Below are 25,994 nucleotides of genomic sequence, written 5' to 3' on the forward strand. Positions count from 1 at the left end.
AGTTGCCGCCGCTGGGGCGACGGCGCGGAACGGACACGAAACGTGGGAGAGATCACCATGGGCATCAAGCGCGGAACCACCCTCGTCGCGGCCACCATCGCCGTCGTCCTGGCGGCGACCGCCTGCGGCCCGTCGGAGGACAAGGCCGCCGACACGGCCAAGCCGGCCGGGGCCGCCGCCCCGGCCTCCTCCCAGCCCGCCGCCGACGGCTCGGGCGCCAAGCCCGGCGGGCAGCTGGCGATCGCCGGCAGCGAGCAGCTCGGCTCCGTCCTCACCGACAGCGCCGGCCTCACCCTGTACCGCTTCGACAAGGACACCGCCAAGCCGTCGAAGTCCAACTGCGACGGGGACTGCGCGAAGACCTGGCCGGTGGTCGCCGCCGGCGACGCCACCGCCGCCGCGGGCATGGACCCGGCGCTGCTCGGCGAGGTGGTGCGCAGCGACGGCACGAAGCAGCTGACGGTGGCGGGCTGGCCCGCGTACCGCTTCACCAAGGACGCCAAGGCCGGCGACTTCAACGGCCAGGGCGTCGGCGGGGTGTGGTTCGCGTTCGCCCCCGACGGCAAGAAGGCGGCGAAGGCGGCTCCGGCCGCGGGCGGTGCGGGCGCGGGCGGTGCGGCCGAGGCGGGCGCGGCCGAGGCGGGCGCGGCGCTCTCCGTGGCGAAGGACCCCAAGCTGGGTGACCACATCGTCGACGGCAAGGGCATGACCGTCTACCGGTTCAAGCCGGACACCGCATGGCCGATGGTCTCGCAGTGCGTCGGCGACTGCCTGGTCAAGTGGCCGGTCGTCCCGCCGGTGGACAAGGCGAACGCGAAGGGGATCACCGAGCGGAACTACCTCGTGCTGGACCGCCCGGACGGCACGAAGCAGCAGACCGTCGACTGCTGGCCGGTGTACACCTTCGCCGGTGACAAGAAGCCCGGTGACATCAACGGCCAGGGCGTCGGCGGCACCTGGTACGCGGTCGCCCCCGACGGCAAGCTCATCACCGTCCAGTAACCCCCCGCTCCCCCCACCTCCCGACCGCGCGGCCCTGCCCTCCCTCCCCCGGGGCGGGGCCGCGCGCCGTTCCGTCCGGCCGGTACGACCTCCTAAACTCCCCGCATGCTGCGCGTACTGGCCGTCGACGACGAGAAGCCGCTCCTGGAGGAGCTCCTCTACCTGCTGCGCTCCGATCCCCGGATCCGCAGTGCGGAGGGCGCCTCCGACGCCACCGAGGCGCTGCGCCGCATCACCGTGGCCCTGGAGGCCGGGCCGGACGGCGCGGACGGCATCGACGTGGTCTTCCTCGACATCCACATGGCCGGGCTGACCGGGCTCGACATCGCCCGGCTGCTCGCCGGGTTCGCGCGGCCGCCGCTGATCGTGTTCGTCACCGCCCACGAGGGGTTCGCGGTACAGGCCTTCGACCTCAAGGCCGTGGACTACGTGCTCAAGCCGGTGCGCCCGGAGCGGCTGGCGGAGGCCGTGCGGCGGGCGTGCGCCCAGCTGGGGCAGCCCGGCGCGCCCCTGCCCTCCCTGCCGCCCCGCCAGACGGCCGAGGTCGCCGTCGCCGACCGGGCGCCCGACCAGATAGCGGTCGAGCTGGGCGGCGTCACCCGGTTCGTGGCCATCGCCGACATCGCGTACGTCGAGGCGCAGGGCGACTACGCCCGCCTGCACACCGACGAGGGCAGTCACCTGGTCCGCATCCCGCTGTCCACGCTCGAGGAGCGGTGGGCGGCCCGCGGGTTCGTGCGGATCCACCGCCGCCATCTGGTGGCCCTGGCCCGGATCGACGAACTCCGTCTGGACGCGGGCACCACGAGCGTCCGGGTCGGGTCGGCGGAGCTCCAGGTGAGCCGTCGCCATGCGCGGCAGCTGCGGGACCTGCTGATGCGGCACGCGACCGGCTGACCGTCCGGCGGCGGAGCGGCGCCGTTCGTCGCACGCCGAGGGGCGTACGGCGATCCGCCGGCGCCGTCGGCCGCACCGCGGGGTGAACGGCCCACCGGCGTCCGCCGCCCCGCGTATCGTGGATCTTCCGGCGCGGGAGGAGCGTGATGTCCGAGATCCAGGCGCTGCTCGACGCACTGACCGGACTGCCGCGCAGCGCGCCGGCCGGACCGGCCGAGGCCGAGGCGATGCTGGCCCGTCTGCGGAGTGCCGCCGCGCGCTGGGCCGATGTCGTGTACGAGGCGGGCGAGGGGGTCCGCGGTCAGGTGCCGCCCCGGGCGGAGGCGGCGCTGACGCTGGCCTTTCGGCGGGCGGAGGAGTCCTACGTGGAGCTGGAGATCGCGCTGCGGGACTGTGCGGAGCACCGGGACCCGGCCGTCTGACGAAGCCGGGGTGCCGGCGGGGCTGGATGGCCCGGAGGGCAATTCCAGCCCGCCCGGCGTTTGAGGGCCGGGGTCTGGGGCGGAGCCCCGGTTTCGGGAAGGGGCGGGGTGGGGGAAAGGCTCCGCGCAGCGGCGACCCCCGGCCGGAGCCGCGTACGGGCCGGATGTCGCCTGTTGCAACGCCGGGGCCGTGCATAGACTCCCGTCACCCTCCCCCGGCCGAAGGACCCCCGGTGAACCAGACGTACGCGCTGACCGCGGTCGCCGTCGTCGTCCTGGCCACCGTCCTCGTCGGCGCGCTCGGGCTGCGCATATCCCGGACCACCTCCGACTTCTACGTCGCCTCCCGCACGGTGGGGCCCCGCCTCAACGCCGCCGCGATCAGCGGGGAGTACCTCTCCGCCGCGTCCTTCCTCGGGGTGGCCGGGCTGGTGCTGCTGCAGGGGCCCGAGCTGCTCTGGTACCCGGTGGGGTACACCGCCGGGTACCTGGTGCTGCTCGTGCTGGTGGCGGCGCCGCTGCGCCGCTCGGGCGCGTACACGCTGCCCGACTTCGCCGAGGCGCGGCTGGAGTCCCAGGCGGTGCGCCGGATCGCGGTGCTGTTCGTGGTCGGGGTCGGCTGGCTGTACCTGCTGCCGCAGCTGCAGGGGGCGGGCCTGACCCTGGAGATCCTGACCGGGGCCCCGCACTGGGTGGGCGGGGTGGTGGTGGCCTTCGTGGTGAGCGCGGCCGTCGCCGCCGGCGGGATGCGCAGCATCACCTTCGTGCAGGCCTTCCAGTACTGGCTCAAACTCACCGCCTTGCTGGTCCCCGCCTTCTTCCTGGTGGCCGCCTGGGCCGGGGACGGGGCGCCGCGGGCCACCTTCGACGCGCCGGCCGTCTTCCGCGAGCACACCTCCGTCACGGTGGCCGAGGACGTGCGGCTGTCGGTGGAGGCGCCGCTCACGCTGACGGTGACCGGGCAGGTGGACGGGCGGACGTACGACGCGGTCCCGCTGACCCTCGCGGCCGGGGAGCACGCCGTACGGGCGAACGCGCGGCTGGAGTTCGTCCCGGACACGCCCGTCCCCGACACCCGGGCGGAGGCGGGCATGGGCACGTCCAGCTGGTCGCAGCCGCTGTCCGGGGACCACTCGGGATACCGGCTGTACGCGACGTACGGGCTGATCCTGGCGACGTTCCTCGGGACCATGGGCCTGCCGCACGTGGCGGTGCGGTTCTACACCAGCCCCAACGGGCGGGCCGCGCGGCGCACCACCCTGGTGGTGCTCGGCCTGGTCGGGGTCTTCTACCTGCTGCCGCCGGTGTACGGGGCGCTGGGCCGGATCTACGCGCCCGAGCTGGCGCTCACCGGGGCCGCGGACGCGGCGGTACTGGTGCTGCCCGAGCGGATGCTGGGCGGAGTGCTCGGGGACCTGCTCGGGGCGCTGCTGGCCGGGGGCGCCTTCGCCGCGTTCCTGTCGACGGCCTCGGGTCTGACGATGGCGGTGGCGGGGGTGCTGCACCAGGACCTGCTGCCGACGCGCGGGGTGCGCAGTTTCCGCTTCGCGGTGCTGCTGGCGACCCTGGTGCCGCTGGCGGGGAGCGTGGCGGCCCGCGACGTGCCGGTGGCGGACGCGGTGGGGCTGGCCTTCGCGGTGTCGGCCTCGTCGTTCTGTCCGCTGCTGGTGCTGGGCATCTGGTGGCGGCGGCTGACCCCGCCGGGTGCGGTGGCGGGGCTGGTCACGGGTGGCGGGGCGGCGCTCAGCGCGGTGCTGGCGACCCGGGGCGGGCTGGCCCCGGCGGGCTGGGCGCACACCCTGCTGGCGTGGCCCGCGGCCTGGTCGGTGCCGCTCGGGTTCCTGACGATGGTGCTGGTGTCGCTGGCCACCCCGTCGCGGATCCCGGCCGGGACGGCGGCGACTCTGGCGCGGCTGCACCTGCCGGAGAACGTGGTGGCCGGGGACCGGGCGTGGGGGTCCCCCCAGCGGAGCGAGGGGGAGGGTACGAAGTGAGCGGGGCGGGGCCGGCGGCGCTGGCGGTCGCGGGCGCGGTCCTCATGCTGGCCGCGGGCTGGCTGGCGGGCCGGTGGCAGGCCCGGCGCGGGGAGCGGGCGGCCGGGCTGGACCTGGGGACGCCGGTGGAGCGGGCCACGTTCCACACCCTGCACACGGCTTCGCTGGCCGCTCCGCCGCTGCGGGCCGGGCTGACCGAGGACGCCGCCCGCAAGGCCGCCCGGCGGCTGCGGTCGCTGCTGGGCACGGAGGCGCTGTGCCTGACCGACCGGGAGGCGGTGCTGGCCTGGGACGGCCCGGGCGCCGACCACCACCAGCGGCGGGCGATGGCCCGGGTCGCGGTGATGCTGGAGTCGGGGCGCAGCCAGAGCGTGCGGACCGGGTGCCAGCGGCCCGACTGTCCGCTGAAGTGGGCGGTGGTGGCACCGCTGACGGGCGAGGACGGGGTGCTGGGGGCGCTGGTGGCCTACGGGTCGCAGGAGTCCGCGGTGCTGGTGCGGGCCGCGACGGAGGTCGCGCGATGGGTTTCCGTACAGCTGGAGCTGTCGGAGCTGGACCGGTCGCGGACCCGGCTGATGGAGGCGGAGATCAAGGCGTTGCGGGCGCAGATCTCCCCGCACTTCATCTTCAACTCGCTGGCCGCGATCGCCTCGTTCGTCCGGACGGATCCGGAGCGGGCCAGGGACCTGCTGCTGGAGTTCGCGGACTTCACCCGGTACTCCTTCCGCCGGCACGGGGAATTCACCACGCTGGCCGAGGAGTTGCGTTCCATCGAGCAGTATCTGGCGCTGGCCGGGGCCCGGTTCGGGGACCGGCTGAAGGTGACCTTGCAGGTGGCGCCGGAGGTACTGCCGGTGGCGCTGCCCTTCCTGTGCCTCCAGCCGCTGGTGGAGAACGCCGTGAAGCACGGCCTGGAGGACTCCCCCGAGGAGTGCCGGATCACCATCACCGCGCGGGACGCGGGCGCCGAGGCGGTGATCACCGTCGAGGACAACGGGGTCGGGATGGATCCGGCGCTGCTGCGCCGGATCCTGGCCGGGGAACACGCCGGCTCCTCCTCCGGCATCGGACTGCCCAACATCGACGAGCGGATCCGGCAGGTGTACGGGGACGACTACGGGCCGGTGATCGAGACGGGCGTCGGCGCCGGCCTGAAGGTGACCGTGCGGATACCGAAGTACCGTGCGGGCGTGCACAGTTCCCCTCCGGGACCGCATCCTCCCCGGCACTGACGGGCTTGCCCCTTCCGGGTCGACGACCTGAGCGTGACCGGCCCGCGCCATGGAGTTGTCCGCCGCCTGGCGGATCCGGCGCAGCCGATCGCCGACCGGTCGAAGGCCGGGCCCCTGGGGCTCCGCTCCCCACACCCCGCGCCTCAAACGCCGGCGGGGCTGTCCGGCGGGGGCGCGGGGCCCGCACCTCCAGCGCTACGGCGGCCACATCCAAGCCCCGCCGGCGTTTGAGGCGCCGCCGGAGGCATATCCAGCCCCGCCGGCGTGTGAGGCGCGGCCCCCTGGGGCGGAGCCCCAGCAGTGGCGGCGCGGCCGGGTACGCGCGTGGCCCCGGCCCCGTCCGAGGAGACGGGGCCGGGGCCACGGCACAGAGACCTAGCTCCAGCTGGCGTGCAGCGGCTTGCCCTCCGCGTAACCGGCGGCGGACTGGACGCCGACGACGGCCTTCTCCTCGAACTCCGCGAGGGAGCCCGCACCGGCGTAGGTGCACGAGGAGCGGACACCGGCGATGATCGAGTCGATCAGGTCCTCGACACCCGGACGGGACGGGTCCAGGAACATCCGCGAGGTGGAGATGCCCTCCTCGAACAGACCCTTGCGGGCCCGGTCGTACGCCGACTCCTCCGAGGTGCGGTTCTGCACCGCACGCGCCGAGGCCATGCCGAACGACTCCTTGTAGAGGCGCCCGTCGGCGGACTGCTGCAGGTCGCCCGGGGACTCGTACGTCCCCGCGAACCAGGAGCCGATCATCACGTTCGACGCGCCGGCGGCCAGCGCCATCGCCACGTCACGCGGGTGGCGGACACCGCCGTCGGCCCACACGTGCTTGCCGTACTTCTTGGCCTCCGCCGCGCACTCCAGCACCGCGGAGAACTGCGGGCGGCCGACACCGGTCATCATGCGGGTGGTGCACATGGCGCCGGGGCCCACGCCGACCTTGATGATGTCCGCGCCGGCGTCGATGAGGTCCTTGACGCCCTCGGCGGCGACGATGTTGCCGGCCACGATCGGGACCTGCGGGTCCAGCGCGCGGACGGCCTTGATCGCGTTGATCATCGACTCCTGGTGGCCGTGCGCCGTGTCGATGACGAGCGTGTCCACGCCCGCGTCGAGCAGCTGCTTGGCCTTGGCCGCGAAGTCGCCGTTGATGCCGACGGCGGCCGCGATGCGCAGCTTCCCGCCGGCGTCGGTGGCCGGGGTGTACAGGGTCGCGCGCAGCGCGCCCTTGCGGGTGAGGATGCCGACGAGCTTGCCGTCCTTGTCGACGGCCGGGGCCAGCTTGCGGTGGCCCGCGTCGAGCTTGTTGAAGGCCTCACGGGGGTCGATGTCGGCGTCGATGAGCAGCAGCTCCTTCGACATGACCTCGGAGAGCTGGGTGAAGCGGTCCACGCCGGTGAGGTCGTGGTCGGTGACGACGCCGACCGGGCGGCCCTCGGCGTCGACGACGACGCCGGCGCCGTGGGCGCGCTTGGGCAGCAGGGACAGCGCGTCGGCCACCGTCTGGGTGGGCGCCAGCGTGATCGGGGTGTCGAGCACGAGGTGGCGGGTCTTCACCCAGGAGATGACGTCGGTGACGACCTCGATCGGGATGTCCTGCGGGATGACGACGATGCCGCCGCGGCGGGCGACCGTCTCGGCCATCCGGCGGCCCGCGATGGCGGTCATGTTCGCCACGACGAGCGGAATGGTGGTGCCGGTGCCGTCGGGCGAGGAGAGGTCCACGCCCTGGCGGGAACCGACCGCGGAGCGGCTCGGCACCATGAACACATCGTCGTACGTCAGGTCGTACGGCGGCTTCTGGTCATTGAGGAAACGCACGTGCTGAACATCCCAGTCGATCGAAGGATCCTTCTATGGCCTCGACGGGGCGCCGAGGAAACGCACGTACTTCATTCTCCCACGACCCGGGGTTTACGCCGCCCCGGCTGATCGTCCAGGACATTCCGGGCCGTCTGGTCGTTTCCTACGGGATCGAGGGCCTTGGTCCTGCGGCGGTGGATCGGCCGGTGCCCGGCCGCCAGCGGGAGGGCCGATCCGCCGTGCCGGACGGCCGTGAACTCGGCGGCGATGGCCAGGGCCGTCTCCTCGGGGCTGGTACCGCCGAGGTCGAGGCCGATCGGGGAGCGCAGCCGGTCCAGTGCCTCCTGGGGCACTCCTTGCGCGCGCAGCCGCTCCACCCGTTCGGCGTGGGTGCGCCGTGATCCCATGGCTCCGACGTAGGTCAGCGGCAGCCGCAGGGCCAGGGACAGCAGCGGTACGTCGAATTTGGCGTCGTGGGTGAGGACGCAGACGGCGGTACGGGAGTCCAGCCGGCCCGCGTCCCATTCCGCGGCCAGGTGCCGGTGCGGCCAGTCGACGACGACCTCGTCGGCGCCGGGGAAGCGGGCCGGGGTCGCGAAGACGGGCCGGGCGTCGCAGACGGTGACCCGGTGTCCGAGGAAGGCGCCCATCCGGGCCAGGGCGGCGGCGAAGTCGATGGCCCCGTAGACGAGCAGCCGCGGCGGCTCGGCGGCCGATTCGACGAGCAGGGTCAGCGGCTCCCCGCACAGTCCGCCGGCCGTGCCGAGCTCGGCGGTGCCGGTGCGCCCGGCCAGCAGCAGGGCCCGGACCCGTTCGGCCGCCTCCCGGTCCAGGGCCGCGCCGCCGCCGAGCCCGCCCTCGTACGATCCGTCGGCGTGCACGGCGAGCGCCCGGCCCCGCTGGGGCGGCGGCCCGGACACCACCCGGGCCAGCGCGGCCCTCGTACCGCCGGCGGCGGCGTCGAGCACCGAGCCGAGGACCGGCCGGACGGGGTCCGCGCCGCGGACCGGGGTGACCAGGACGTCGAGGACTCCGCCGCAGGTGAGGCCCACGGCGAAGGCGTCGTCGTCGCTGTAGCCGAAGCGGTGCAGGCCGCCCTCGCCCGACGCGATGGCGCTGAGGCAGAGCTCGTGCACGGCGGATTCCACGCAGCCCCCGGAAATGGATCCGAGGGCCGTGCCCCGGTCGTCGACGGCGAGCGAGGCGCCCGGTCCGCGCGGCGCGCTCCCGCTGACGGCCACGACGGTGGCCAGGGCGAATTCCCGGCGCGCGGCACACCACGCGCGTAGCTCGTCGGCGATGTCGAGCATCAGCGGATGTACTCGCGTCTGGGGGCCTGCCCGGGGATGAGCGGTCGCGGCGGCAGGACGGCGGGTGGCCGGGCCGCGGCGGCGGAGCGGGTGACGCGGGGGGCGGGTGCGGGGTAGCCGTCGGACACGCGCTCGCGCGAGGCGGTCAGGAGTTTGGCCGCGTGGGCCACGCTCGCCAGGGTGGCGTGGTGGTGCCAGCCGCGGAAGGAGCGGCCCTCGAAGTCCCGTATGCCCACGGGTTCGCAGGTCTCGGTGAAGTCGAGGGAGACGCGGTCGGTGAGTTTGGCGAGCAGGAACAGCTGGGCGAGGGGCCGGTCGCCGATGTTGGTGATCCAGAACTCGGAGGGCAGCAGGGCGGCTTCGGTCCAGGCTCCGACCAGCAGCAGCGGGGTGGTGGGCGCGGGCCCGGGCCGGTCCTCGCTGGGGGTGGCGAGGACCGAGGCGGAGGTCAGCAGGGTCACGGCGCCCTCGGCGCGGCCGTGCCGGGTCCATTCGACGGCGCGGCGCTGGGAGCGCAGCGAGTCGATGAGCTCGCGGGCGGGCGCGGTGTGCGGGCCGGGTTTGTGCCGGCCGGCGCCGCCGAAGGAGACGGGCAGCGAGCCGTCGACCTTGAAGACGAACGGGATGTCCTGAAGGGCGAAGGACTCGATGCTCTGCGGGAGGTCGCTGTTGGCGACCTCCATCACCACGGGCCGGCGCTGGAGTTGCCAGGTGGCGGCCATCCGCTGGACGGCGTGTACGGCGTCCTGGGCGGGGGTGAGGGAGCGGGCCGTGTCGGGGATTCCGGCCCTTCGGCGGCGCAGGAGTTCGCTGGTCCAGGGCCCGGGGAGGGTGAGGGTCCATTCGACCGGGAAGCTGGCTTCGCTGGAGGCGAGCCAGATGCCGCTCGCCTGCTGGCAGTTGGCGGTGCGGCCCAGCTGCGGGACGAACTGCCGGCCGACGCCGACCGAGCGGTCGCCGGCTTTCTCTATGACCATGGGCTGGAGCACCCAGGCCAGCGGGCGCTGTGCGGTGCGTTCGAGGTGCTGCGCGAGGGAGCGGCGGACCGGAGTCCAGTCCCAGGGGGACTTGCTGATGAACTGCTGAAGGCTCTGCTCGACGGAACTGGCTCCCGTTCCGGCGATGTTGCGGATTGTTTTCTTCCCTTTGGTCCGCACAAGGCCGTTCAGATAAACACGGGCCCAGTTTCGCTGGTCCCGCCGGGGTAAGGATTCGAAGAGCAGAGAGATCAGGACGTCGATCAATTCGGAGATTTCCTTCGTGGATTCCTCCGGCAGGACTACGCGAGCCATCTGGAGCCTCCCCCGCGACCAGACTAGATCCAATACCCTACTTGACCGCGAAGAACGGCCGTAGGCCCCGGCGGCTACTTCCTGAGGTCGCTCTCGGATTCGAGCCGCTCTTCCTCTACCACGAGGGGGATGGGGATCTGGTTCGCCGCATAGTAGATCGCGATCAGGAAGTGTGCGACAAGGGTGAGCGGGGCGGAGAAGAACGCCAGGACGACGGTCAGGGGGTAGGCGATGGCGCCGAGCCCGAAGCGCACCCGCGTCGCGCGGGCGCCTTCCTTGTCGACCTGCTCGTGGAAGAGGTGGCCGACCCGGGTCACGTACCACCAGAAGGCCAGGAACGCCAAGGCGTAGGCCACGGTGACGAGGCTGTAGAGGACGGCGGCCGGGGAGGCCGAGCCGGCCATGAGGTGTTCGGCCAGGACGTTGGTCGTGTAGGGAATCACCGATACCACCATGAGCACCAGGAGATTCAGGAACAACAGCGGTCGGTCGACCCGCTTGAGGTGACTGAAGATGGTGTGGTGGTTCACCCACATCACGCCGATGATGAGGAAGCTCACCACATAGGCGGCGTAATGCGGCCACTGTTCCCGGACCCCGTGCCAGAACTCGGATCCCGTTTCTTCCGGAACCTTCAATTCCAGGACGAGGATCGTAATGATGATGGCAAATACACCATCACTGAATGCCTCGACCCGCCCGGTTTCGCGCTCCATGACCTCCCCTTCACCACTGCTTGCATATATCTACTTGCATATATCTACGCGTGCCACACATACGGGGAGGGCGTACGATACCCGCCCTCCCCGCACACGCTACCCAGATTTCTTCGCTCAGCCGCCAAAGCCGGCCGTCTGCCGCCAGATTCGGCCATCGCGGACCACGAGCGTCCCGAACGCGTGCTCCGGTTCACCGTTCAGGTTCATGATCGCCCGGTAGAAGATGGTGTCGTCCGTCTCGATGTACTCCTGGAGTTCCACCAGGGTGGGCTTCACCGTGAGATAGCCGGTGAACGTCTCGCGAACGGCGTCGATGCCGACCGAGACGCCCTCGAAGCGCAACAGCACCGCGTCGTCCGTGTAGTTCTTCATGACCGCCTCGATGTCCAGGGCGGCCAGCGCTTCCATCTGGCGCACGAACACCGGGTGCAGCGTGGAGATGTCGTACTTGGGCATGTCGACTCCGTTCGTTCAACTGGTGGAGGTGGGCACTTCGGGTGGTGCGGCAGGTGGGGCGCAGGACTGCGGGCTGCCGGCGAAGGGCAGCCGGACCACCATCCGGGTCTCGCCCGGACGCGAACGGGCCGTGATGGACCCGTGGTGGCGCTGGGTCACGATGCGGTAGCTGAGGTGCAGCCCCAGGCCCGTGCCCTTGCCCACGTCCTTGGTGGTGTAGAAGGGTTCGAAGATCCGCGGCAGGGATTCCTCCGGGATGCCGCGACCGGTGTCGGTGATCTCCACGACCATGCAGACGCCCTCGGCCCGGGCGCGCAGGGTGAGGACGCCGGAGCCTTCCATGGCCTCGGCCGCGTTGTCGACCAGGTTGGTCCACACCTGGTTCAACTCGCTGGGATAGCCCGTCAGTTCGGGCAGGTCCGGTTCGTACTCCCGCACGATGCTGATCCCGGCGAGCTTGGCACGCAGCACGACCAGCGTGTTCTCCAGTCCGTCGGTGACCGGGAAGCGCTGTTCGGGGGCGCGGTCGAGATTGGCGTAATCCCGGGTGGCGGAGACCAGTTGGGAGATCCGCGGACCGGCCGCCCGGAGCTCCGCGGCGAGCGAGCGGATCTCCAGGAGCGCCGCCAGGTGGTCGAGTGCGGCCGGCAGGGACGGCTCGCCGACGCCCTCCAGCCGTTCCAGGAGCCAGCCCAGCTGCAGCCCGAGGTCCGAGACCCCCGAGCCGAGCAGCCCGGGCCGTTCGGTGCCCGCTTCCTCGGCCCAGTCGGCGATCTCCTCCTCGGCGTCGGCCTGGGCGAGCGGGTCGGTGGTCGCCGGCGGCGGCAGCTTGTCCAGTTCGTCCGCCAGCCGGTCGAAGACGGCACGCTCCGCGCCGCTGGCGGCCGCGCCCCAGGCCTGGGCGGTACGGGTGAGCCGGTCCAGGGCGGGGGCCAGCTCCTGCGCGGCCCGGGCCACGGCGGCCGCCGGGTTGTTCAGCTCGTGGGCCAGGCCGGCGGCCAGCGTGCCGAGCGCCTCCACGGTGGCCCGTTTGCGGGCCTGCACCTCGGAGGACTTGATCCGCCAGGCCAGTACGGGAATCAGTACGGCGGCCACCCCGTGGCAGCGGGTCAGCATCTCGAAGAAGACCGGCTTCGAGTAGGCCACGACGGTGGTCGACGGGCCGCTCGCGGCCGCGGTGGCCACGTAGGAGCCCTCGGTCAGCAGGGGCAGTTCGCCGGTGAAGCGGTGCGCGGCGGAGGGCTTGCCGTCGTGGTCCTCGGCGGCGGCGCTCTCCTCCTCGGTGGAGTGCCGGGTCAGCACCTCCTCCCGCCCGTCGACGACCTTGGTGACGACCAGCCCGCCCGAGAGCAGGACGTGGAAGCCGGTCGCCTCCTCGCCGTCGCGGAAGAGGACCTCCCCGTCGGCGAGGACCCGCGGCGCGGAGACCGACACCAGCCAGTCCAGCTGCTCTTCGGTGATCCCGGCGAAGATCTCCAGCCCGCGCAGCGCGGACCGCAGTTCCAGGGCGCTCACGCGGCCCTCCCTTCGGCGCGGGTACGGGCGGCCAGGCGCAGGGTGACCACCAGGGCCAGGGCGCACACCGCGGCGACGGCGGCCATGAAGCCGACCGACGTGCGGTGCAGGCCGTGGATGTTGGTGAGCATCCCGGCGAGGACCGCCGGCACGCTCATCGCGAGGTACGCGAACACGTAGACGGCGGCGGTCAGTTCGCCGCGGTGCGCCGGGTCGGCGAGGCCGCTCAGCGCGCGGAAGGAGCCGAGGAACGCGGCGCCCCAGCCGCTGCCGAGGACCGCGGTGGCCGCCAGGAACACGGCGGCCGAGCCGAGGCCCAGCGCGAGCAGGACCAGAGCCAGGCCGGCGAGCAGTCCGCACAGCCCGAGCACGGCGGTGCGCAGGGCTTCGGCGCCGCCCAGCATCAGCTGGGCCGCGGTGGCGGCGCCCGCGAGCAGCGCGACCGTGCCGCCGCCGACGAGGTAGTTGGTGGACTCCAGGAGCGAGAGCGCCAGGTGCGGGCCGAGCGAGAGGTAGAAGCCGCCCACGGACCACACCGCGACGATGGTCAGGATCAGGACGGCGAAGGTGCCGCGGGAGCCGGCCGGCACGTGGATCCGGTGCGGGACCACCCGGAAGCGGCCCCCCGCCCCCGGTGCGCTCTCCCGCATCCGGACCACGCCCACCAGGGTCACCGCGAACGCCCCGATGAGCAGCACGTACGTCAGGGCGGTCGGTGCGGGGGCGAACTGGACGAGCAGGCCGGCCCCGATCCCGCCGAGCCCGATCCCCACGGTCGGCCCCGCGCTGTTGACCTGGGCGCCGAGCGCGGGCCGGGAGGCGGGGCTGAGTTCCAGCAGGGCCGCGCCCATCGCCCCGGTGGCCAGGCCCACGGCCAGCCCCTGTACCGCGCGGGCGGCGAGCAGCAGACCCAGCCCCTGGGCCCCGGCGAACAGTCCCATCGAGACCATCGCCAGGACCAGCCCGGCGGCCAGGACGGGGCGCCGGCCCAGGGTGTCGGACAGCGACCCGAACAGCAGGAGCCCGGCGAGCACGGTCACCGCGTACAGCGCGAACACCACGGTGATCGTGCCGGAGGACAGGTCCCACTTCTGCTGGTAGAGCACGTAGAGGGCGGAGGGTACGGAGGAGGAGAGCATCAGCAGGACGAGGACCGCGCCCACCCACCAGAATCCGGAGCCTCTGGGCGCCCTGGCCGCTGGTGCGGCTGGGTGCGCGCCGACCTCCGTGGTCGTCTTCGATGTGTCGGCCACTGCTCGCTCAACTCCCCCGTGATGGGCCCCCGGGAGGGGGCCCGTGGTGTGCGGTCAGGCGAGGGCCTGGGCCCTTGCCAGGGCGCGGGCCGTGAGGACCCCCGCGAGGTGGCCGAGGTACTCGGCCGAGGTGCCGCGCCCGGGGACGAACAGCTCCCGGGGCTCGGCGCGGAAGGCCGCGAGGACGGCGTCCGTGGTGTACTGCCCCCCGCGCAGCCGGTCTTCGGCCCCGCGCAGGCGCAGCGGGCGGGCGGTGGCCCCGGTGACGGCGATGCGCGGGCCGTCGGGTGTGATCCGTACGGCTGCGGCGCACACCGGGTAGCGGGTGGCCCGGTCGGCGGTCTTCTCGAAGGCGCCGGCCGGCCCGGCCGCGGGCACCAGCAGGGCGGTGACGACCGTGCCCGCGGGCGCACCGGAGGCCGCGAACTCCTCGGCCGGTACGGTCGACAGCCCGCCGGGACCGGCCAGTTCCACCCGGGCGCCGGCGGCGATGGCGGCCACCGGCAGGTCGGTGGCGCGTCCGCCGGCGGCGAGGTTGCCGCCGACGGTGCCGAGGTTGCGGACCTGGGGGTCGCCGTTGGCGCGGGCCGCGGCGGCCAGCTCCGGTGCCCCGGTGCGGACCAGCGGGTCCGCGGAGAGCTCGGCGAGGGTGGTGAGGGCCCCGATCCGCAGTCCGCCGGGGCCGCGGGAGGTGCCCCGCAGCTCCTCGAGCCGGCGGATGTCCACCAGGAGCCGGGCCCGGTCGGCCCCGGTGCGCAGGTCGGGCAGCAGGCTCTGCCCCCCGGCCAGCACCCGGGCGCCGGGCGTCCCGGCGAGCAGGGTCAGCGCCTCTTCGAGGCCGACGGGCCGGACGTAGTCGAACTCGGTGAGGATCACTGGGCTTCCCCTCTCAGGCGGCGCCAGACCTTCTCGGGGGTGAGCGGCATGTCGATGTGCCGCACGCCCAGGTCGGAGAGGGCGTCGACGACGGCGTTGACCACGGCCGCGGCGGGCGGGACGGTGGCGATCTCGCCCGCGCCCTTGGCGCCGAGCGGGTTGTGCGGGCTGGGCGTGACCGTCTTGTCGAGGGCGAAGAACGGCGCGTCGGCCGCGCGCGGCAGGGCGTAGTGGTTCAGGTCGGAGCTGATGAGCTGCCCGTTCCCGTCGTACTCGGCCGCCTCCATGAGGGCCTGGCCGAGGCCGTGCACGATGCTGCCCTCGATCTGGCCGAGGACCACCTTCGGGTTGCCGATGTGTCCGGCGTCGTCGACGGCGGTGTAGGCCACGACCTCGGTCTCGCCGGTCAGTTCGTCGACCTCGACGACCGCGACGTGCGTCCCGAAGGGGTAGTTGAAGTCCGGCGGGTCGAAGTGGGTGGTCTCGTCGAGGGCGGGCTCGATCTCGGGGGGCAGGCCCCAGCCGTACCACAGGGCCATCGCCAGCTCGGCGAAGGTCTTGGCGTTGGCCTCGTTGCCCTCCTCGTGGACCGTGCCGCCCGCGTAGACGGCCTTGTCCTCGGGGATGCCCAGGAAGACGGCGCCGGCCTTGACCAGCTTGCTCTTGATCTTCCGGGCGGTGAGCGCCACGGCGGGCGCGGCCATGCTGTAGGAGCGGGAGCCGTAGGTGCCCTGCCCGTACGGTGCCCCCCGCGTATCCCCCTCGTGGACCTGGACCTGGGCCGGGTCGATGCCGAGTTCCTCGGCGGCGACCTGGGCGAAGACGGTGCCGTGGCTCTGGCCGGTGGAGGCGGAGCCGACGGTGACGGTGACCTCGCCGGTCGGGTGGACCCGGATGTTGGCGCTCTCCCAGGTGCCGCCCAGCATGCCCTCCTTGGACATCCGGGTGGAGGGGCCGACGCCGCAGACGGCCACGTAGGTGGCCAGTCCGACGCCGAGCCGCTTGCCGCGGGTGCGGGCCTCGGCCTTGCGGGCGGGCATGTCGGCGTAGCCGGACAGCTCCATCGCCCGGTCGAAGTTCAGCTGGTAGTTCCCGGAGTCGTAGGTCCAGCCGAGGCCGTTGTCGTACGGGAACTTCTCCTTCGGCACCAGGTTCTTGCGCCGTACCGCCGCCGGGTCCATGCCGATCTCGGAGGCGTACCGGTCGACGAGGCGCTCCATCAGGAAGGCGGCCTCGGCCCGCCCGCTGCCGCGCTGGGCGCCCAGCGGGACGGTGTTGGTGAAGGCGGCGTAGACCTCGCAGAACGCGGCGTCGATGTCGTACATCCCGCTGATGGAGCGGCCCATCAGGGCGGTGGCCACACCGGGGCCGATCGTCGACGGGTAGGCGCCGAGGTTGGCGTGGCTGGTGCAGCGCACGGCGGTGATGCGGCCGTCGCGGGTGCCGGCCAGGGTGACGTGCTGGCGGTGGTCGCGGCCCTGGACGGTGGAGTTCATCAGCCCGGTGCGGGTGTCCACCCACTTCACGGGCCGGCCCAGCGCCTTGGACATCAGCAGCACCAGCGGCATGTCGGGGTACAGGTAGCCCTTGGTGCCGAAGCTCCCGCCGACGGTCGGGGCGACCACCCGCAGCTTGTTGAAGGGGATGCCGAGGACCAGTGCGGAGAGCAGGAAGCGGTGGTTGTGCGGGCCCTGGGTGGAGGCGTACAGGGTGTATTCGCCGGTGGCGGCGTTGTAGTCGCCGACCGCGCCGCGGGGCTCGATGGGGCTGTTGATGGTGCGCTGGTTGACCAGGTCGAGTTCGACCGTGACCTCCGCCTCGGCGATGGCCGCGTCGGTGCGGTCCTTGTCGCCGCAGGTCCAGTACGCGTTCAGGTTGCCCGGTACGGCCTCGTGGAGCTGGGGCGCGCCCTCGGCGAGCGCCTCCTCGGCCAGGGTGACCACGGGCAGCGGCTCGTACTCGACGGCGATGGCGGCCAGTGCGGCCGCGGCCTGGCGCGGGGTCTCGGCGACGACCACGGCGATGGGGTCGCCGACGTGGCGCACGGTGTCGCCGGTGAGGACCGGGCGGGCGCCGGGAAGTCCGTAGGGGTGGGGCGGGAAGTGGCTCTCGACCCCGCCGGGTATCCAGATGCAGGGCAGCGGCATCACGTCGGTGAAGTCGGCGGCCGTGGCCACTTTCAGCACGCCGGGCAGCTGCTCGGCCGCCTTGGTCTCGATGGAGAGGATCTTCGCGTGGGCCACCGGGCTGCCGAGGATCGCCATGTGGGCGGTGCCGGGCAGGTCGATGTCCGCGACGTACGTCGCCTCGCCGCGCAGCAGCTGCGGGTCCTCGCGGCTGTCCAGCGGCCGGCCGAGGACGCCGTTGCCGGGGAGGGAGGCCTCCCCCGTCACTGTGGTCATGTCCCTCACGCCTCCTGTCCGACGGTGCCGGACGCGCAGGAGCCTGCGGGCGCTTCGGTGCGGGCGGCGGCGCAGGCGCGCTGCACTCCGCGTACGACGCTGTGGTAGCCGGTGCAGCGGCAGAGGTTGCCGGTGAGCCACTCGCGGATCTCGGGTTCGGTGGGGGCCTCGCCGCCGGCGGTGTTGTCGACGAGTTCGCCGAGGGCCATGACCATGCCCGGGGTGCAGAACCCGCACTGGGTGCCGTGTTCCTGACGCAGTGCCTCCTGGAGGCCGGTCAGTTCCCCGCCGGGGGTGGTGACGCCCTCGATGGTGGCCACCTCGGATCCGGCGGCCGACGCCGTGAGGACCAGGCAGCTCTTGACGGAGCGGCCGTCGAGCCGGACGACGCAGGAGCCGCACTGGCCGGTGTCGCAGCCGACCTTGGTGCCGGTCAGTCCGAGGCCGTCGCGGAGCCGTTCCACGAGCAGTTCGTTCGGCTGCGCCGTGAATTTCTCGGGTCTTCCGTTCACGTTCAGTGTGATATCCATGCCAGCGCCTGCGCTTCCGTGAGCGGCCGGTTGAAGAGGGGCCCGCCGGGCTGCTGGAGAATTCCCCCGGAGTGCAGCGGGCCGGTGTCCACGGGTGCGAATCCCAGATCCGTAATGATTCCCGCGACGATTTCCTTCGATTTCCCGTCGTCGCCCGCCGTGTAATGCGCCAGGCGCTCACCGGATGCCGTGCCGGCGACGGCGAGGGTTTCGAAATGCATGGTGTTCAGGGATTTCACGACCTGTGCGCCGGGATACCACTCGGCGACCAGGTCGCTGGAGCCGCGCCCGCCGAGGTCGGCGGGGTCGCCGGGGCCGGTGAACGCGTTGGTGGCGTCCACCAGCACCTTGTCCTGCACCACGTGCGGCGGGAGGAGTCCCCGCACGCTGTCGAACGGCACCATCAGCACCAGGAGTTCGGCCTGCCCGGCGGCCTTGGCGGGGTGCGCCGCCGAGGCCGCCGGTCCCAGTTCGGCCACGAGCGGGCCGAGGGTCTGCGGGCCCCGGGCGTTGGCGAGCACGACCTCGTGGCCTGCCGCCACGAGGATGCGCGCGAGGACCGTGCCGATCCGTCCGGTGCCGATGATGCCTGTCCGCATTGACGCTCCTCAGTTGCCGGTCTCTCGGTCCGCGCCCGGTTCAGTCCATGCCGATCCAGACCGACTTGGTCTGGGTGTAGCTCTCGAGGGATTCCGGTCCGCACTCGCGGCCGTAGCCGGAGGCCTTGTAGCCGCCGTAGGGCACGGAGGGGTCGTACTGGTTGTAGCAGTTCACCCAGACCGTGCCGGCCTTGATCTGCGAGGCGACCCGGTGGGCGCGGCGCAGGTCCTTGGTGTGGACACCGGCGGCGAGGCCGTACGCGCTGTCGTTGGCGATGCGCACGGCGTCCTCCTCGGTGTCGAAGGGGATGATCGACAGGACCGGGCCGAAGATCTCCTCCTGGGCGATCCGCATGCCGTTGTCGACGCCGGTGAAGACGGTCGGCAGGAAGTACAGGCCTTCGCTGGAGGCGCCTTCGGGGGTCCAGCCGGTGCCGCCGGTGCGCAGGATCGCGCCTTCCTTCTCGCCGACCTCGATGTAGGAGCTGACCTTGTCGAACTGGCCGCGGTGGGCCAGCGGCCCGAACAGGGTGGCGGGGTCGCGCGGGTCGCCCGGCTTGAGGGCGGCGGCGCGGCGGACGAGGCGTTCGACCATCTCGTCGTGGATGGGCCGGTGCAGGAGCAGGCGGGAGCCGGCGGTGCAGATCTCGCCCTTGTTGTAGTAGATGCCGAAGAAGGCGAGTTCCTCGGCGGCGTCGAGGTCGGCGTCGGCGAAGACGATGTTGGCGGACTTGCCGCCGAGTTCCATCGTCACCTTCTTCAGGGTGCCGGCCGCCTTGCGGATGATGGACTGGCCGACGGAGGTGGATCCCGTGAAGGCGATCTTGTCGATGTCCGGGTGGTCGGTGAGGGTCTCCCCCAGTTCCACGCCGGGACCGGTGATGACGTTCAGCACGCCGTCCGGGATCTCCGCCTCCTGGAAGAGCTCGGCGATCTTCAGGGCGGTGAGGGGGGTCGCCGGGGAGGGCTTGTGGACGACCGTGTTCCCCGCCGCCAGAGCCGGTGCGATCTTCGTCATCGACAGCAGCAGCGGGAAGTTGAACGGGGTGATGGCGCAGACCACGCCCAGCGGTTCGCGCAGGGTGTAGGCCAGCTGCCCGCCGGCCGGGGCCCGCGAGGAGCCGTCGACGCGGGTCACCGCGCCGGCGTAGTAGTGCATGAGCTGTGCGGCCATGGGAGCGTCGACCGTGCTGGAGAAGGCGAACGGCTTGCCCATGTCCACGGTCTCCAGCAGGGCGATCTCCTCCAGGTCGCGCTCGATGAGCTCACCGACCCGGTTCAGCCGCAGCGCGCGCTCCTGAGCGGAGAGTCTGCTCCACGGACCTTCTTCGTACGCCTTGCGGGCCGCGGCGACGGCCGCGTCCGCGTCGGCCGCGGTGGCCTGGGCCACCGGCACGATCTCCTGGCCGTCGACGGGGCTGATGTCCGGTTCGGTACGGCCGTCCTGGGCGGGGACCCATGTGCCGCCGATGAACAGCTTCCCGGGGTTGGCCAAGGGCTGGTCGCTGAGCGCGCGCTTGGTCATGGCTGCCTTCCGGTGTCGGGTGCGTGGGCTGTTGCTAGCCCTTCGCGAGCTGCGTTAAGAACGTCTCCGCGAGGGCCTTGGAGGAGTACGGGTTCTGGCCGGTGGTCAGCTTGCGGTCCACGACGACGTGGGAGTCCCAGATCGCTTCGGCCTTCTCGTAGCGGGCGCCGAGCCGGGTGAGCTCGACCTCGAGGATCAGCGGGAGGCGGCCGGCCATGTTGGTGACCATCTCCTCGGCGTGCGAGAAGGCCGTCATCCGGTAGCCCTCGAAGGGCCAGCGGCCTTCGCCGTCGCGCAGTGCGAGCAGTGCGGTGTGGCCGTGGCACACGGTGGCGAGCGGCTTGTCCTGGGCGATGACCCAGCGCAGGATCTGCGCGAGTTCGTCGGACTTGGGCAGGTCGCCGATGGCGCCGTGGCCGCCGCTGACGTACACGCCGTCGTAGGCGGCGATGTCCTTCTCGGTCAGGGACTCGAGGGCGAGGGGGGACCGCAGCTGCGGGGTGTTCTCGATGACCCGGACGTATGCGGCGGCGTTGGCCGCGTCCTCGTCCGGGGACCCCTGCGGGCGGACCCACTGGAGGAACTGGGGGTCGATGCTCGTCTGGTCGACGGTCGGCGCCCGGCCCCCGATCGTCGCCACGTCCACGGTGTGTCCGGCGGCCTGGAACAGCTGATAAGGAACGACGAATTCCTCGGCCCAGAATCCCGAGGGGTGCTGTTCGCCGTCCAGCAGATGGAGCGTTGCCTTGGCCGTCATGACGACGAGAATCTTCATGATTCTCTCCTTGTTCTGGATTCGCTGCCGATTCAACACGGCCCCTACCGGGGGCGTAAGGGGATGGCGTCAGGCACGCGATACTTCGTCACGTGCGTCCAACGCGGAGATGATGGTGCGGAATTCACCGACCAAGGGGTGGTCGGGATGGGCTTCTGCGAATATGCGCTCTCCGTACAGCGCCGCCATTTCCGGCGCATACGGAAGGATTCCGGCCAGGGGTGCGCCGTAGACGTCCTCGGCGCGCCGCCGGGCTCCCTCCCGGTCGATGCCCTCGGGGGCCATGCTCAGGACCAGGGTCCGCCGGCAGGCCAGCCGCCCGGCGAGGGCGATGGTCTCCTCGACCCCCGAGAGGTCGATCCGGTCGGCCCGCGCCATGATCATCAGTACGTCGGCGCTCGCCATGGCGGTCACCGACTCGTTGTTGAGCCCGGCGTGGGTGTCGAGCAGCAGCACGTCGAGGGCGAAGTGCCGGACCAGCCGGTCGAAGCCCTCCGGAAGCAGCCCCACGTCGTACCCGCTGGTCATGATCTCGCGCAGGGCGGCGGTGCCGGTCCGCGCCGGTACGACGTACAGCCCGCCCGGCCCCGGTCCGCAGCCGCCGCCCACGTGCTGGGCCGCGGTCTCGATCTCGCAGCGGCCGAGCAGGTAGTCGACCAGCGAGGCGCCCGGTCCGAGCCGGAACAGCAGGTCGAGGGTGGGTGACTGGATGTCGGTGTCCACCACCCCGACCCGGCGCCCCTCGGCCGCGAGGAGCAGCGCGAGGTTCGCCAGGACCGAGGACTTCCCGGTGCCGCCGCGGTGCGAGTGCACCACGATGGTGCGGGCCATCTAGGCCACCACCTTGTAGCCGCTGCCCCCCACGTGCGGCCCCCGCGCCGCGCGTGGCCGGTGCAGGGCCAGCATGGTGACGTCGTCGTGCTGTTCGGCGGTGCCGGTGTGCTCGCGCACCGCCAGGTCCATCCGGTCGACCACGTCCTTCCCCCTCACCCGGGTGCCGGCGAGCAGTTCCAGCATCCGTTCGTCCCCGAGGAAGCTGCCGTTCGGGCAGCGGGCCTCGGGGACCCCGTCGGTGAACACGAAGAGCGTGTCGCCGGGGTTCACCTGGGCGTAGCCGAGGGTGTAGACGCAGTCGGGCAGTACCCCGACGGCCGGCCCGGTGACCTCCAGGGCCACGGGCGGGCTGCCGTCGGCGGGCAGCAGGAGGGGCGGGTTGTGGCCGCCGTTGATGTAGACGAGGCTGCCGGTGACCGGGTCCAGCACCCCGAAGAACAGGGTGGCGAAGTAGCCCTGTCGCAGGTGGTTGCGGGTGAGGTAGCCGTTGGTGGCGGTGACCGCGTTGAGCAGCGGGGTGGCGCCGACCACCGGGATGCGTCTGCTGCCGCCGGTGCGTCCGGCGGCGACCAGGTGCTGGAGGCCGCTGTTCTCGGCGGTGTGCCGCAGCAGCGAGCGGATGAGTGCCATGAAGAGCGCGGCGCCCACCCCTTTGTCGCAGACGTCGGCGACGACGAGGGCGAGCCGGCGGCCGCGGGAGATCTCGAAGACGTCGTAGAAGTCCCCGGCGACCTGCCGGGCCGGCCGGAACCGGACGTCGATCTCCCAGCCTTCGGGGACCGGCAGCGATTCGGGCAGGAACCCGGCCTGGATCTCCCGGCCGATCTCCAGTTCCTTCTCGTACCCCATGAGTTCGGCGCGGGCGTCGGCTTCGCGCAGGGTGCGGCCGAGTCCGGCGCGCTCCGAGCAGCTGTGCAGCCGGGCCCCGACGAGGGCGGGCAGGAAGGGCGGTACGAGGTAGTCGTGCCCGATCCGGACGTGTTCCTCCAGGGCGGCGAACTCGGTCACCGTCCAGACCACGACGATGGGGGCCCCGGCCCAGCGGCGCAGCCGGCGTACGGCCATCCGTACGGACTCCCCGTCGGTCTCGGCCGGGGCGAGCAGGACGTCCGCGACGGGCAGCTGCTCCTGCGGGCCGTGCCGGAGCTCCGCCAGCGTACGGGTGACGAGGTGCGCGTCCATGGTCCGCAGCGCCGCGAACAGCTCGGGCGGCGGGGGCGGGTACTCGTCCAGGATGATCACGGTCGTGGAGGGCATGGGTCCGTCCCCTCAGCCATCACAGTCAGCGTGCTGATGTTGCGGCCGTCCCTGTGCACGTAGCTGAACTCGTCCACGCTGGTCAGCGCCAGGTGGATGCCGAGGCCGCCGATCCGCCGGTCCTGCGGGGCAACCCCCGGTGCGGGCGGAAGGCGGCCTTCGACGGGGTCGAAGGCGGGTGCGGCGTCTTCGATGGCGATCTGTACTGCGCCCGGCCCGGAGCGGCCGCGGACGGTGATCCGCCCGTCGCCGCCCCGGTACCCGTGCATCACGATGTTCGTGGCCAGTTCGTCCACGGCCAGCCGGAGCCGGTAGGCGGCGCCCTTGTCCAGGCCCGCCCGTCCGGCCAGCCGCAGGACGAACGAGGCGATGTCGCCCAGTGCCCCCACCGTCGCGGGCACCTCCAGTACGGAGGACGTCCTCGCCAGTTCGACCACGTCATTCATCGGGCCCGTGGTCACGGTGGTCACTCATCGGAGAGGACGATGCTGCGGTCGAGTCCGGCCGTCCGGATGGTCCGGGAGACGGGCTCGATGGCACCGACCACCTTGATGGTGACGTTGTTCGCGACCTTCTGCTGGGCGAAGACCAGGGAGCGCAGTCCGGCGCTGGCCATGTAGCCGACGCCTGCCATCCTGATCTCGACGGTGCTGGTGCCGTGGCCGGCGGCCTTCTCGATGGTCTGGTGGAATTCCGGCGCGGTCTTGGCGTCCAGCTCGCCCGTCAGCTCGATGACGGTGGTGTCGCCCTCGATGCTCAGGGACACGGAAAGCGGCATGTCAGGTCTCCTTCGGTCAGGGCGTGTCGAAGCGCTCGGGGTCGTTGGTACGGCCCACCAGGATCACGACCGAGCGCGGGCCGATCAGGTACTTCCCGGCGTTGTCGAGTTCCTGCTCGGTGCCCGGGGTGCGGATGTCGTACGGCGCCTGCGCTCCCGTGTCGGCGAACAGGTGCCAGCTGCGGCCGCCGGGCAGGGCGGGCAGTTCCAGGTCGTGCGACTCCCAGTGCGTGTTCATGGCCACGTACACCACGTCGTCGTCGCCGGTGCCGCAGCGGGCCACCGCCAGCAGCCGGCTCTCCTGCGACCAGTCGGGCTGCCAGGCCCGCTCCCCGTGCCAGCTGATGTCCGGCAGGCCCAGGTTCTCGCGGACCTGGCCGGTGGGGTGGGCGGTGGAGCGCAGCTCGCGGTGGTGCTTGCGGAAGGCGATCATCTCCCGTGTGAACCGGAGCAGTTCGGCGTTGTCGTCGACCTGGTCCCAGTCGAACCAGGAGAGCTCGTTGTCCTGGCAGTACGTGTTGTTGTTGCCCGCTTGCGTCCGCGCGACCTCGTCCCCGGCCAGCAGCATCGGGATGCCCTGGCTGGTGAAGAGGATGGCGAGGGCGTTCTTCATCTGCCGGGTGCGCAGCGCGTTGACCTCGGGATCGTCGGTCGGTCCCTCGGCGCCGCAGTTCCAGCTGTTGTTGTCGTTGGCGCCGTCGTTGTTGTTCTCGCCGTTGGCCTCGTTGTGCTTGTCGTTGTACGAGACGAGGTCGGCGAGGGTGAAACCGTCGTGCGCGGTCAGGAAGTTGACCGAGGCGGCGGTTCCGCGGCTGGAGTAGAGGTCGGGCGAGCCGGCGATGCGGGTGGCCAGGTCGCCGGTGACGCCGGGGTCGCCCTTCAGCCAGCGGCGCACGGTGTCGCGGTACTTCCCGTTCCACTCCGCCCAGCGGCCGTACGCCGGGAAGTTGCCGACCTCGTAGAGTCCGCCCGCGTCCCAGGCCTCGGCGATGAGTTTGGTGTGCCGCAGGACCGGGTCGTAGGCGAGCAGTTCCAGCAGCGGCGGGTTGGGCAGCGGGGTGCCGTCCAGGGCCCGGCCGAGGATGGCCGCGAGGTCGAAGCGGAAGCCGTCGATGTGGTAGTCGGCGACCCAGTGGCGCAGGCAGTCGAGGACGTAGTTGCGGACGACGGGGTGGTTGCAGTTGACGGTGTTGCCGGTGCCGCTGAAGTTGAAGTAGTACCCCTCGGGCGTGAGCATGTAGTACGTGGAGTTGTCGAGCCCCTTGAAGGAGATCGTGGGGCCCTGCTCGTTGCCTTCCGCGGTGTGGTTGAAGACGACGTCGAGGATGACCTCGATGCCCGCCGCGTGCAGGTCCTTGATCAGGGTGCGGAACTCGTCGCCCTGCATCCCGTACCGCCCGGTGGCCGCGTAGCCGGCCTTGGGGGCGAAGAACGAGACGGTGTTGTAGCCCCAGTAGTCGAAGAGCTTCTCGCCGGTCTCCGGGTTGGACCGCGGGTTGTCGCTCTCGTCGAACTCGAACACGGGGAGCAGCTCGATGCAGTTCACCCCGAGTTCCTTCAGGTACGGGATCTTCTCGCGCAGTCCCGCGAAGGTGCCGGGGGCGGAGACCCCCGAGGAGGGGTGCCGGGTGAAGCCGCGCACGTGGGTCTCGTAGACGACGAGGTCCTCGGCGGGGATGCCCAGCGGGGTGTCGTCGCCCCAGTCGAAGTCCTGGAGGCACACGCGGGAGCGGTACTGGTAGCCGCGGCTGTAGTCCGGTTCCACGCCCCACACGTCGCGGCCGGCGATCAGCCGGGCGTAGGGGTCGGAGAGGATCTGCCGGGCGTCGAAGCGGTGGCCGTTGGCCGGGTCGTAGGGGCCGTCGGCCCGGTACCCGTACTCGATGTTCTCGTGGTCGAGGCCGAAGACCGTCATGGCGAAGACGCTGCCGGTGCGGAATTCCTCGGGGAACTCCAGCTCGGCCATCGGCTCGGGCTCTCCGCGCTTGAAGATGACCAGGGTCATGGAGGTGGCCTGGTCGGAGAAGACGGAGAAACTGACCCCGCCGGGGACCACGTTGGCCCCGAAGGGGAACGGTTTGCCGGCGCGGACGCGGTACCCGCCCACCTCGTGGGTCGGGTACGCGTCCACGCGCAGGACCTGCTCGGACTGGGCCTCGGTCATCGCGCGGCCTTGGTCTTGGCCTTGGCGGCCGCGGCTGCCGCCTCGCCCGTCTCGAAGAAGTCGAGGAAGCCGGTCGCCGACATGACGAACCGGACTTCCTCGCTCACCCCGTAGAGGGTGACGGCGACGCCGGCGTGCTGCGCCTCGCGGTAGACGACGAGCAGGGTGCGCAGGCCCGCGCTGGAAACGTAGGTGACCGCCGTGAGGTCGATCTTCAGCGGCTTGCCCTCGCGTACCAGCGGCAGCAGGGCCTGGAGCAGCGAGCCGGATGTCTCGCTGTTGATCTCGCCGGTGGCGACGAGCACGGTGCCCGTCTTGTTCCGGCGTTCCTTGACGTTGAGAGTCATTGCATTCCCCTCTGG

At 72.0% G+C, this 25,994-nt stretch carries 24 protein-coding genes; 5 read left to right on the forward strand and 19 right to left on the reverse strand.

All coding sequences use genetic code 11. From position 1 onward, the window contains the following. The first annotated feature begins 57 nt into the window (after positions 1-57). The 5 genes from ACZ6I1_RS27625 (at position 58) to ACZ6I1_RS27645 (ending at position 5,547) form a co-directional block, all read left to right on the forward strand. Positions 58-1,002 (forward strand): SCO0930 family lipoprotein, encoded by a 945-nt coding sequence (locus ACZ6I1_RS27625; RefSeq protein WP_469291665.1) that lies wholly within the window; start codon positions 58-60, stop codon positions 1,000-1,002. A 105-nt stretch (positions 1,003-1,107) separates the two neighbouring features. Further along, positions 1,108-1,899: a LytR/AlgR family response regulator transcription factor gene (locus tag ACZ6I1_RS27630; RefSeq protein ID WP_469291616.1), complete on the forward strand. Its 792-nt coding sequence runs from the start codon at positions 1,108-1,110 to the stop codon at positions 1,897-1,899. 146 nt (positions 1,900-2,045) lie between these two features. Next, positions 2,046-2,321 carry a hypothetical protein gene (locus ACZ6I1_RS27635; protein WP_469291618.1) on the forward strand — a complete coding sequence of 92 codons (276 nt, stop codon included), beginning with the start codon at positions 2,046-2,048 and terminating at the stop codon, positions 2,319-2,321. Between the two features lie 233 nt (positions 2,322-2,554). After that, positions 2,555-4,315, forward strand: a complete 1,761-nt coding sequence (locus tag ACZ6I1_RS27640; RefSeq protein WP_469291620.1) for a sodium/solute symporter — start codon at positions 2,555-2,557, stop codon at positions 4,313-4,315. Continuing rightward, positions 4,312-5,547 carry a histidine kinase gene (locus ACZ6I1_RS27645; protein WP_469291622.1) on the forward strand — a complete coding sequence of 412 codons (1,236 nt, stop codon included), beginning with the start codon at positions 4,312-4,314 and terminating at the stop codon, positions 5,545-5,547. Before ACZ6I1_RS27640 ends, ACZ6I1_RS27645 begins: the two co-directional genes overlap by 4 nt. Before the next feature lie 375 nt (positions 5,548-5,922). On the opposite strand, the gene ACZ6I1_RS27650 is transcribed toward ACZ6I1_RS27645, so the two are convergent. The 19 genes from ACZ6I1_RS27650 to ACZ6I1_RS27740 all read right to left on the reverse strand — a co-directional run bounded on the left by ACZ6I1_RS27650 (position 5,923) and on the right by ACZ6I1_RS27740 (position 25,979). Next, positions 5,923-7,386 carry a GuaB1 family IMP dehydrogenase-related protein gene (locus ACZ6I1_RS27650; RefSeq protein ID WP_469291666.1) on the reverse strand — a complete coding sequence of 488 codons (1,464 nt, stop codon included), beginning with the start codon at positions 7,384-7,386 and terminating at the stop codon, positions 5,923-5,925. A 50-nt stretch (positions 7,387-7,436) separates the two neighbouring features. After that, the gene (locus tag ACZ6I1_RS27655; protein WP_469291624.1) at positions 7,437-8,657 is read right to left on the reverse strand and encodes an XdhC family protein; all 1,221 of its coding nucleotides are present in this window, start codon (positions 8,655-8,657) and stop codon (positions 7,437-7,439) included. Beyond that, positions 8,657-9,949 carry an IS701 family transposase gene (locus ACZ6I1_RS27660; RefSeq protein ID WP_469291626.1) on the reverse strand — a complete coding sequence of 431 codons (1,293 nt, stop codon included), beginning with the start codon at positions 9,947-9,949 and terminating at the stop codon, positions 8,657-8,659. Before ACZ6I1_RS27660 ends, ACZ6I1_RS27655 begins: the two co-directional genes overlap by 1 nt. A 74-nt stretch (positions 9,950-10,023) precedes the next feature. Continuing rightward, positions 10,024-10,665, reverse strand: coding sequence for a TMEM175 family protein (locus ACZ6I1_RS27665; RefSeq protein WP_469291627.1), 642 nt, complete (start codon positions 10,663-10,665; stop codon positions 10,024-10,026). A 117-nt stretch (positions 10,666-10,782) separates the two neighbouring features. Beyond that, a complete protein-coding gene (locus tag ACZ6I1_RS27670) occupies positions 10,783-11,124 on the reverse strand; it encodes a nuclear transport factor 2 family protein (protein WP_469291628.1) in 342 nt (113 codons plus the stop codon). A gap of 15 nt (positions 11,125-11,139) precedes the next feature. Further along, on the reverse strand, positions 11,140-12,639 hold the full coding sequence (locus ACZ6I1_RS27675; RefSeq protein WP_469291629.1) for an ATP-binding protein: 1,500 nt from the start codon (positions 12,637-12,639) through the stop codon (positions 11,140-11,142). Further along, on the reverse strand, positions 12,636-13,892 hold the full coding sequence (locus ACZ6I1_RS27680) for an MFS transporter (protein WP_469291630.1): 1,257 nt from the start codon (positions 13,890-13,892) through the stop codon (positions 12,636-12,638). The genes ACZ6I1_RS27675 and ACZ6I1_RS27680 overlap by 4 nt, the downstream gene beginning before the upstream one ends. A gap of 54 nt (positions 13,893-13,946) precedes the next feature. Then, a complete protein-coding gene (locus tag ACZ6I1_RS27685; RefSeq protein ID WP_469291631.1) occupies positions 13,947-14,768 on the reverse strand; it encodes an FAD binding domain-containing protein in 822 nt (273 codons plus the stop codon). Then, positions 14,765-17,170 (reverse strand): xanthine dehydrogenase family protein molybdopterin-binding subunit, encoded by a 2,406-nt coding sequence (locus ACZ6I1_RS27690; protein WP_469291632.1) that lies wholly within the window; start codon positions 17,168-17,170, stop codon positions 14,765-14,767. The genes ACZ6I1_RS27685 and ACZ6I1_RS27690 overlap by 4 nt, the downstream gene beginning before the upstream one ends. 5 nt (positions 17,171-17,175) lie before the next feature. After that, positions 17,176-17,682 carry a (2Fe-2S)-binding protein gene (locus ACZ6I1_RS27695; RefSeq protein ID WP_469291633.1) on the reverse strand — a complete coding sequence of 169 codons (507 nt, stop codon included), beginning with the start codon at positions 17,680-17,682 and terminating at the stop codon, positions 17,176-17,178. A 2-nt stretch (positions 17,683-17,684) separates the two neighbouring features. After that, positions 17,685-18,299, reverse strand: coding sequence for an NADPH-dependent F420 reductase (locus ACZ6I1_RS27700; protein ID WP_469291634.1), 615 nt, complete (start codon positions 18,297-18,299; stop codon positions 17,685-17,687). Between the two features lie 40 nt (positions 18,300-18,339). Beyond that, positions 18,340-19,824 (reverse strand): aldehyde dehydrogenase family protein, encoded by a 1,485-nt coding sequence (locus ACZ6I1_RS27705; protein ID WP_469291635.1) that lies wholly within the window; start codon positions 19,822-19,824, stop codon positions 18,340-18,342. 34 nt (positions 19,825-19,858) lie between these two features. After that, positions 19,859-20,599, reverse strand: coding sequence for a type 1 glutamine amidotransferase domain-containing protein (locus ACZ6I1_RS27710; RefSeq protein WP_469291636.1), 741 nt, complete (start codon positions 20,597-20,599; stop codon positions 19,859-19,861). 69 nt (positions 20,600-20,668) lie between these two features. Then, a complete protein-coding gene (locus tag ACZ6I1_RS27715) occupies positions 20,669-21,430 on the reverse strand; it encodes a MinD/ParA family ATP-binding protein (RefSeq protein ID WP_469291637.1) in 762 nt (253 codons plus the stop codon). Next, on the reverse strand, positions 21,431-22,690 hold the full coding sequence (locus tag ACZ6I1_RS27720) for a PP2C family protein-serine/threonine phosphatase (protein ID WP_469291638.1): 1,260 nt from the start codon (positions 22,688-22,690) through the stop codon (positions 21,431-21,433). Next, on the reverse strand, positions 22,672-23,136 hold the full coding sequence (locus ACZ6I1_RS27725; RefSeq protein ID WP_469291639.1) for an ATP-binding protein: 465 nt from the start codon (positions 23,134-23,136) through the stop codon (positions 22,672-22,674). The genes ACZ6I1_RS27720 and ACZ6I1_RS27725 overlap by 19 nt, the downstream gene beginning before the upstream one ends. Positions 23,137-23,156: 20 nt before the next feature. Further along, positions 23,157-23,468 (reverse strand): STAS domain-containing protein, encoded by a 312-nt coding sequence (locus ACZ6I1_RS27730; protein WP_469291640.1) that lies wholly within the window; start codon positions 23,466-23,468, stop codon positions 23,157-23,159. A gap of 16 nt (positions 23,469-23,484) precedes the next feature. Further along, entirely contained in the window at positions 23,485-25,632 is a 2,148-nt protein-coding gene (glgX, locus tag ACZ6I1_RS27735; RefSeq protein WP_469291641.1) for a glycogen debranching protein GlgX, read from the reverse strand. Further along, positions 25,629-25,979, reverse strand: coding sequence for an STAS domain-containing protein (locus tag ACZ6I1_RS27740; RefSeq protein WP_469291642.1), 351 nt, complete (start codon positions 25,977-25,979; stop codon positions 25,629-25,631). The genes glgX and ACZ6I1_RS27740 overlap by 4 nt, the downstream gene beginning before the upstream one ends. Positions 25,980-25,994: the final 15 nt, after the last annotated feature.

The sequence above is a fragment of the Streptomyces sp. NPDC046303 genome, assembly GCF_055588085.1.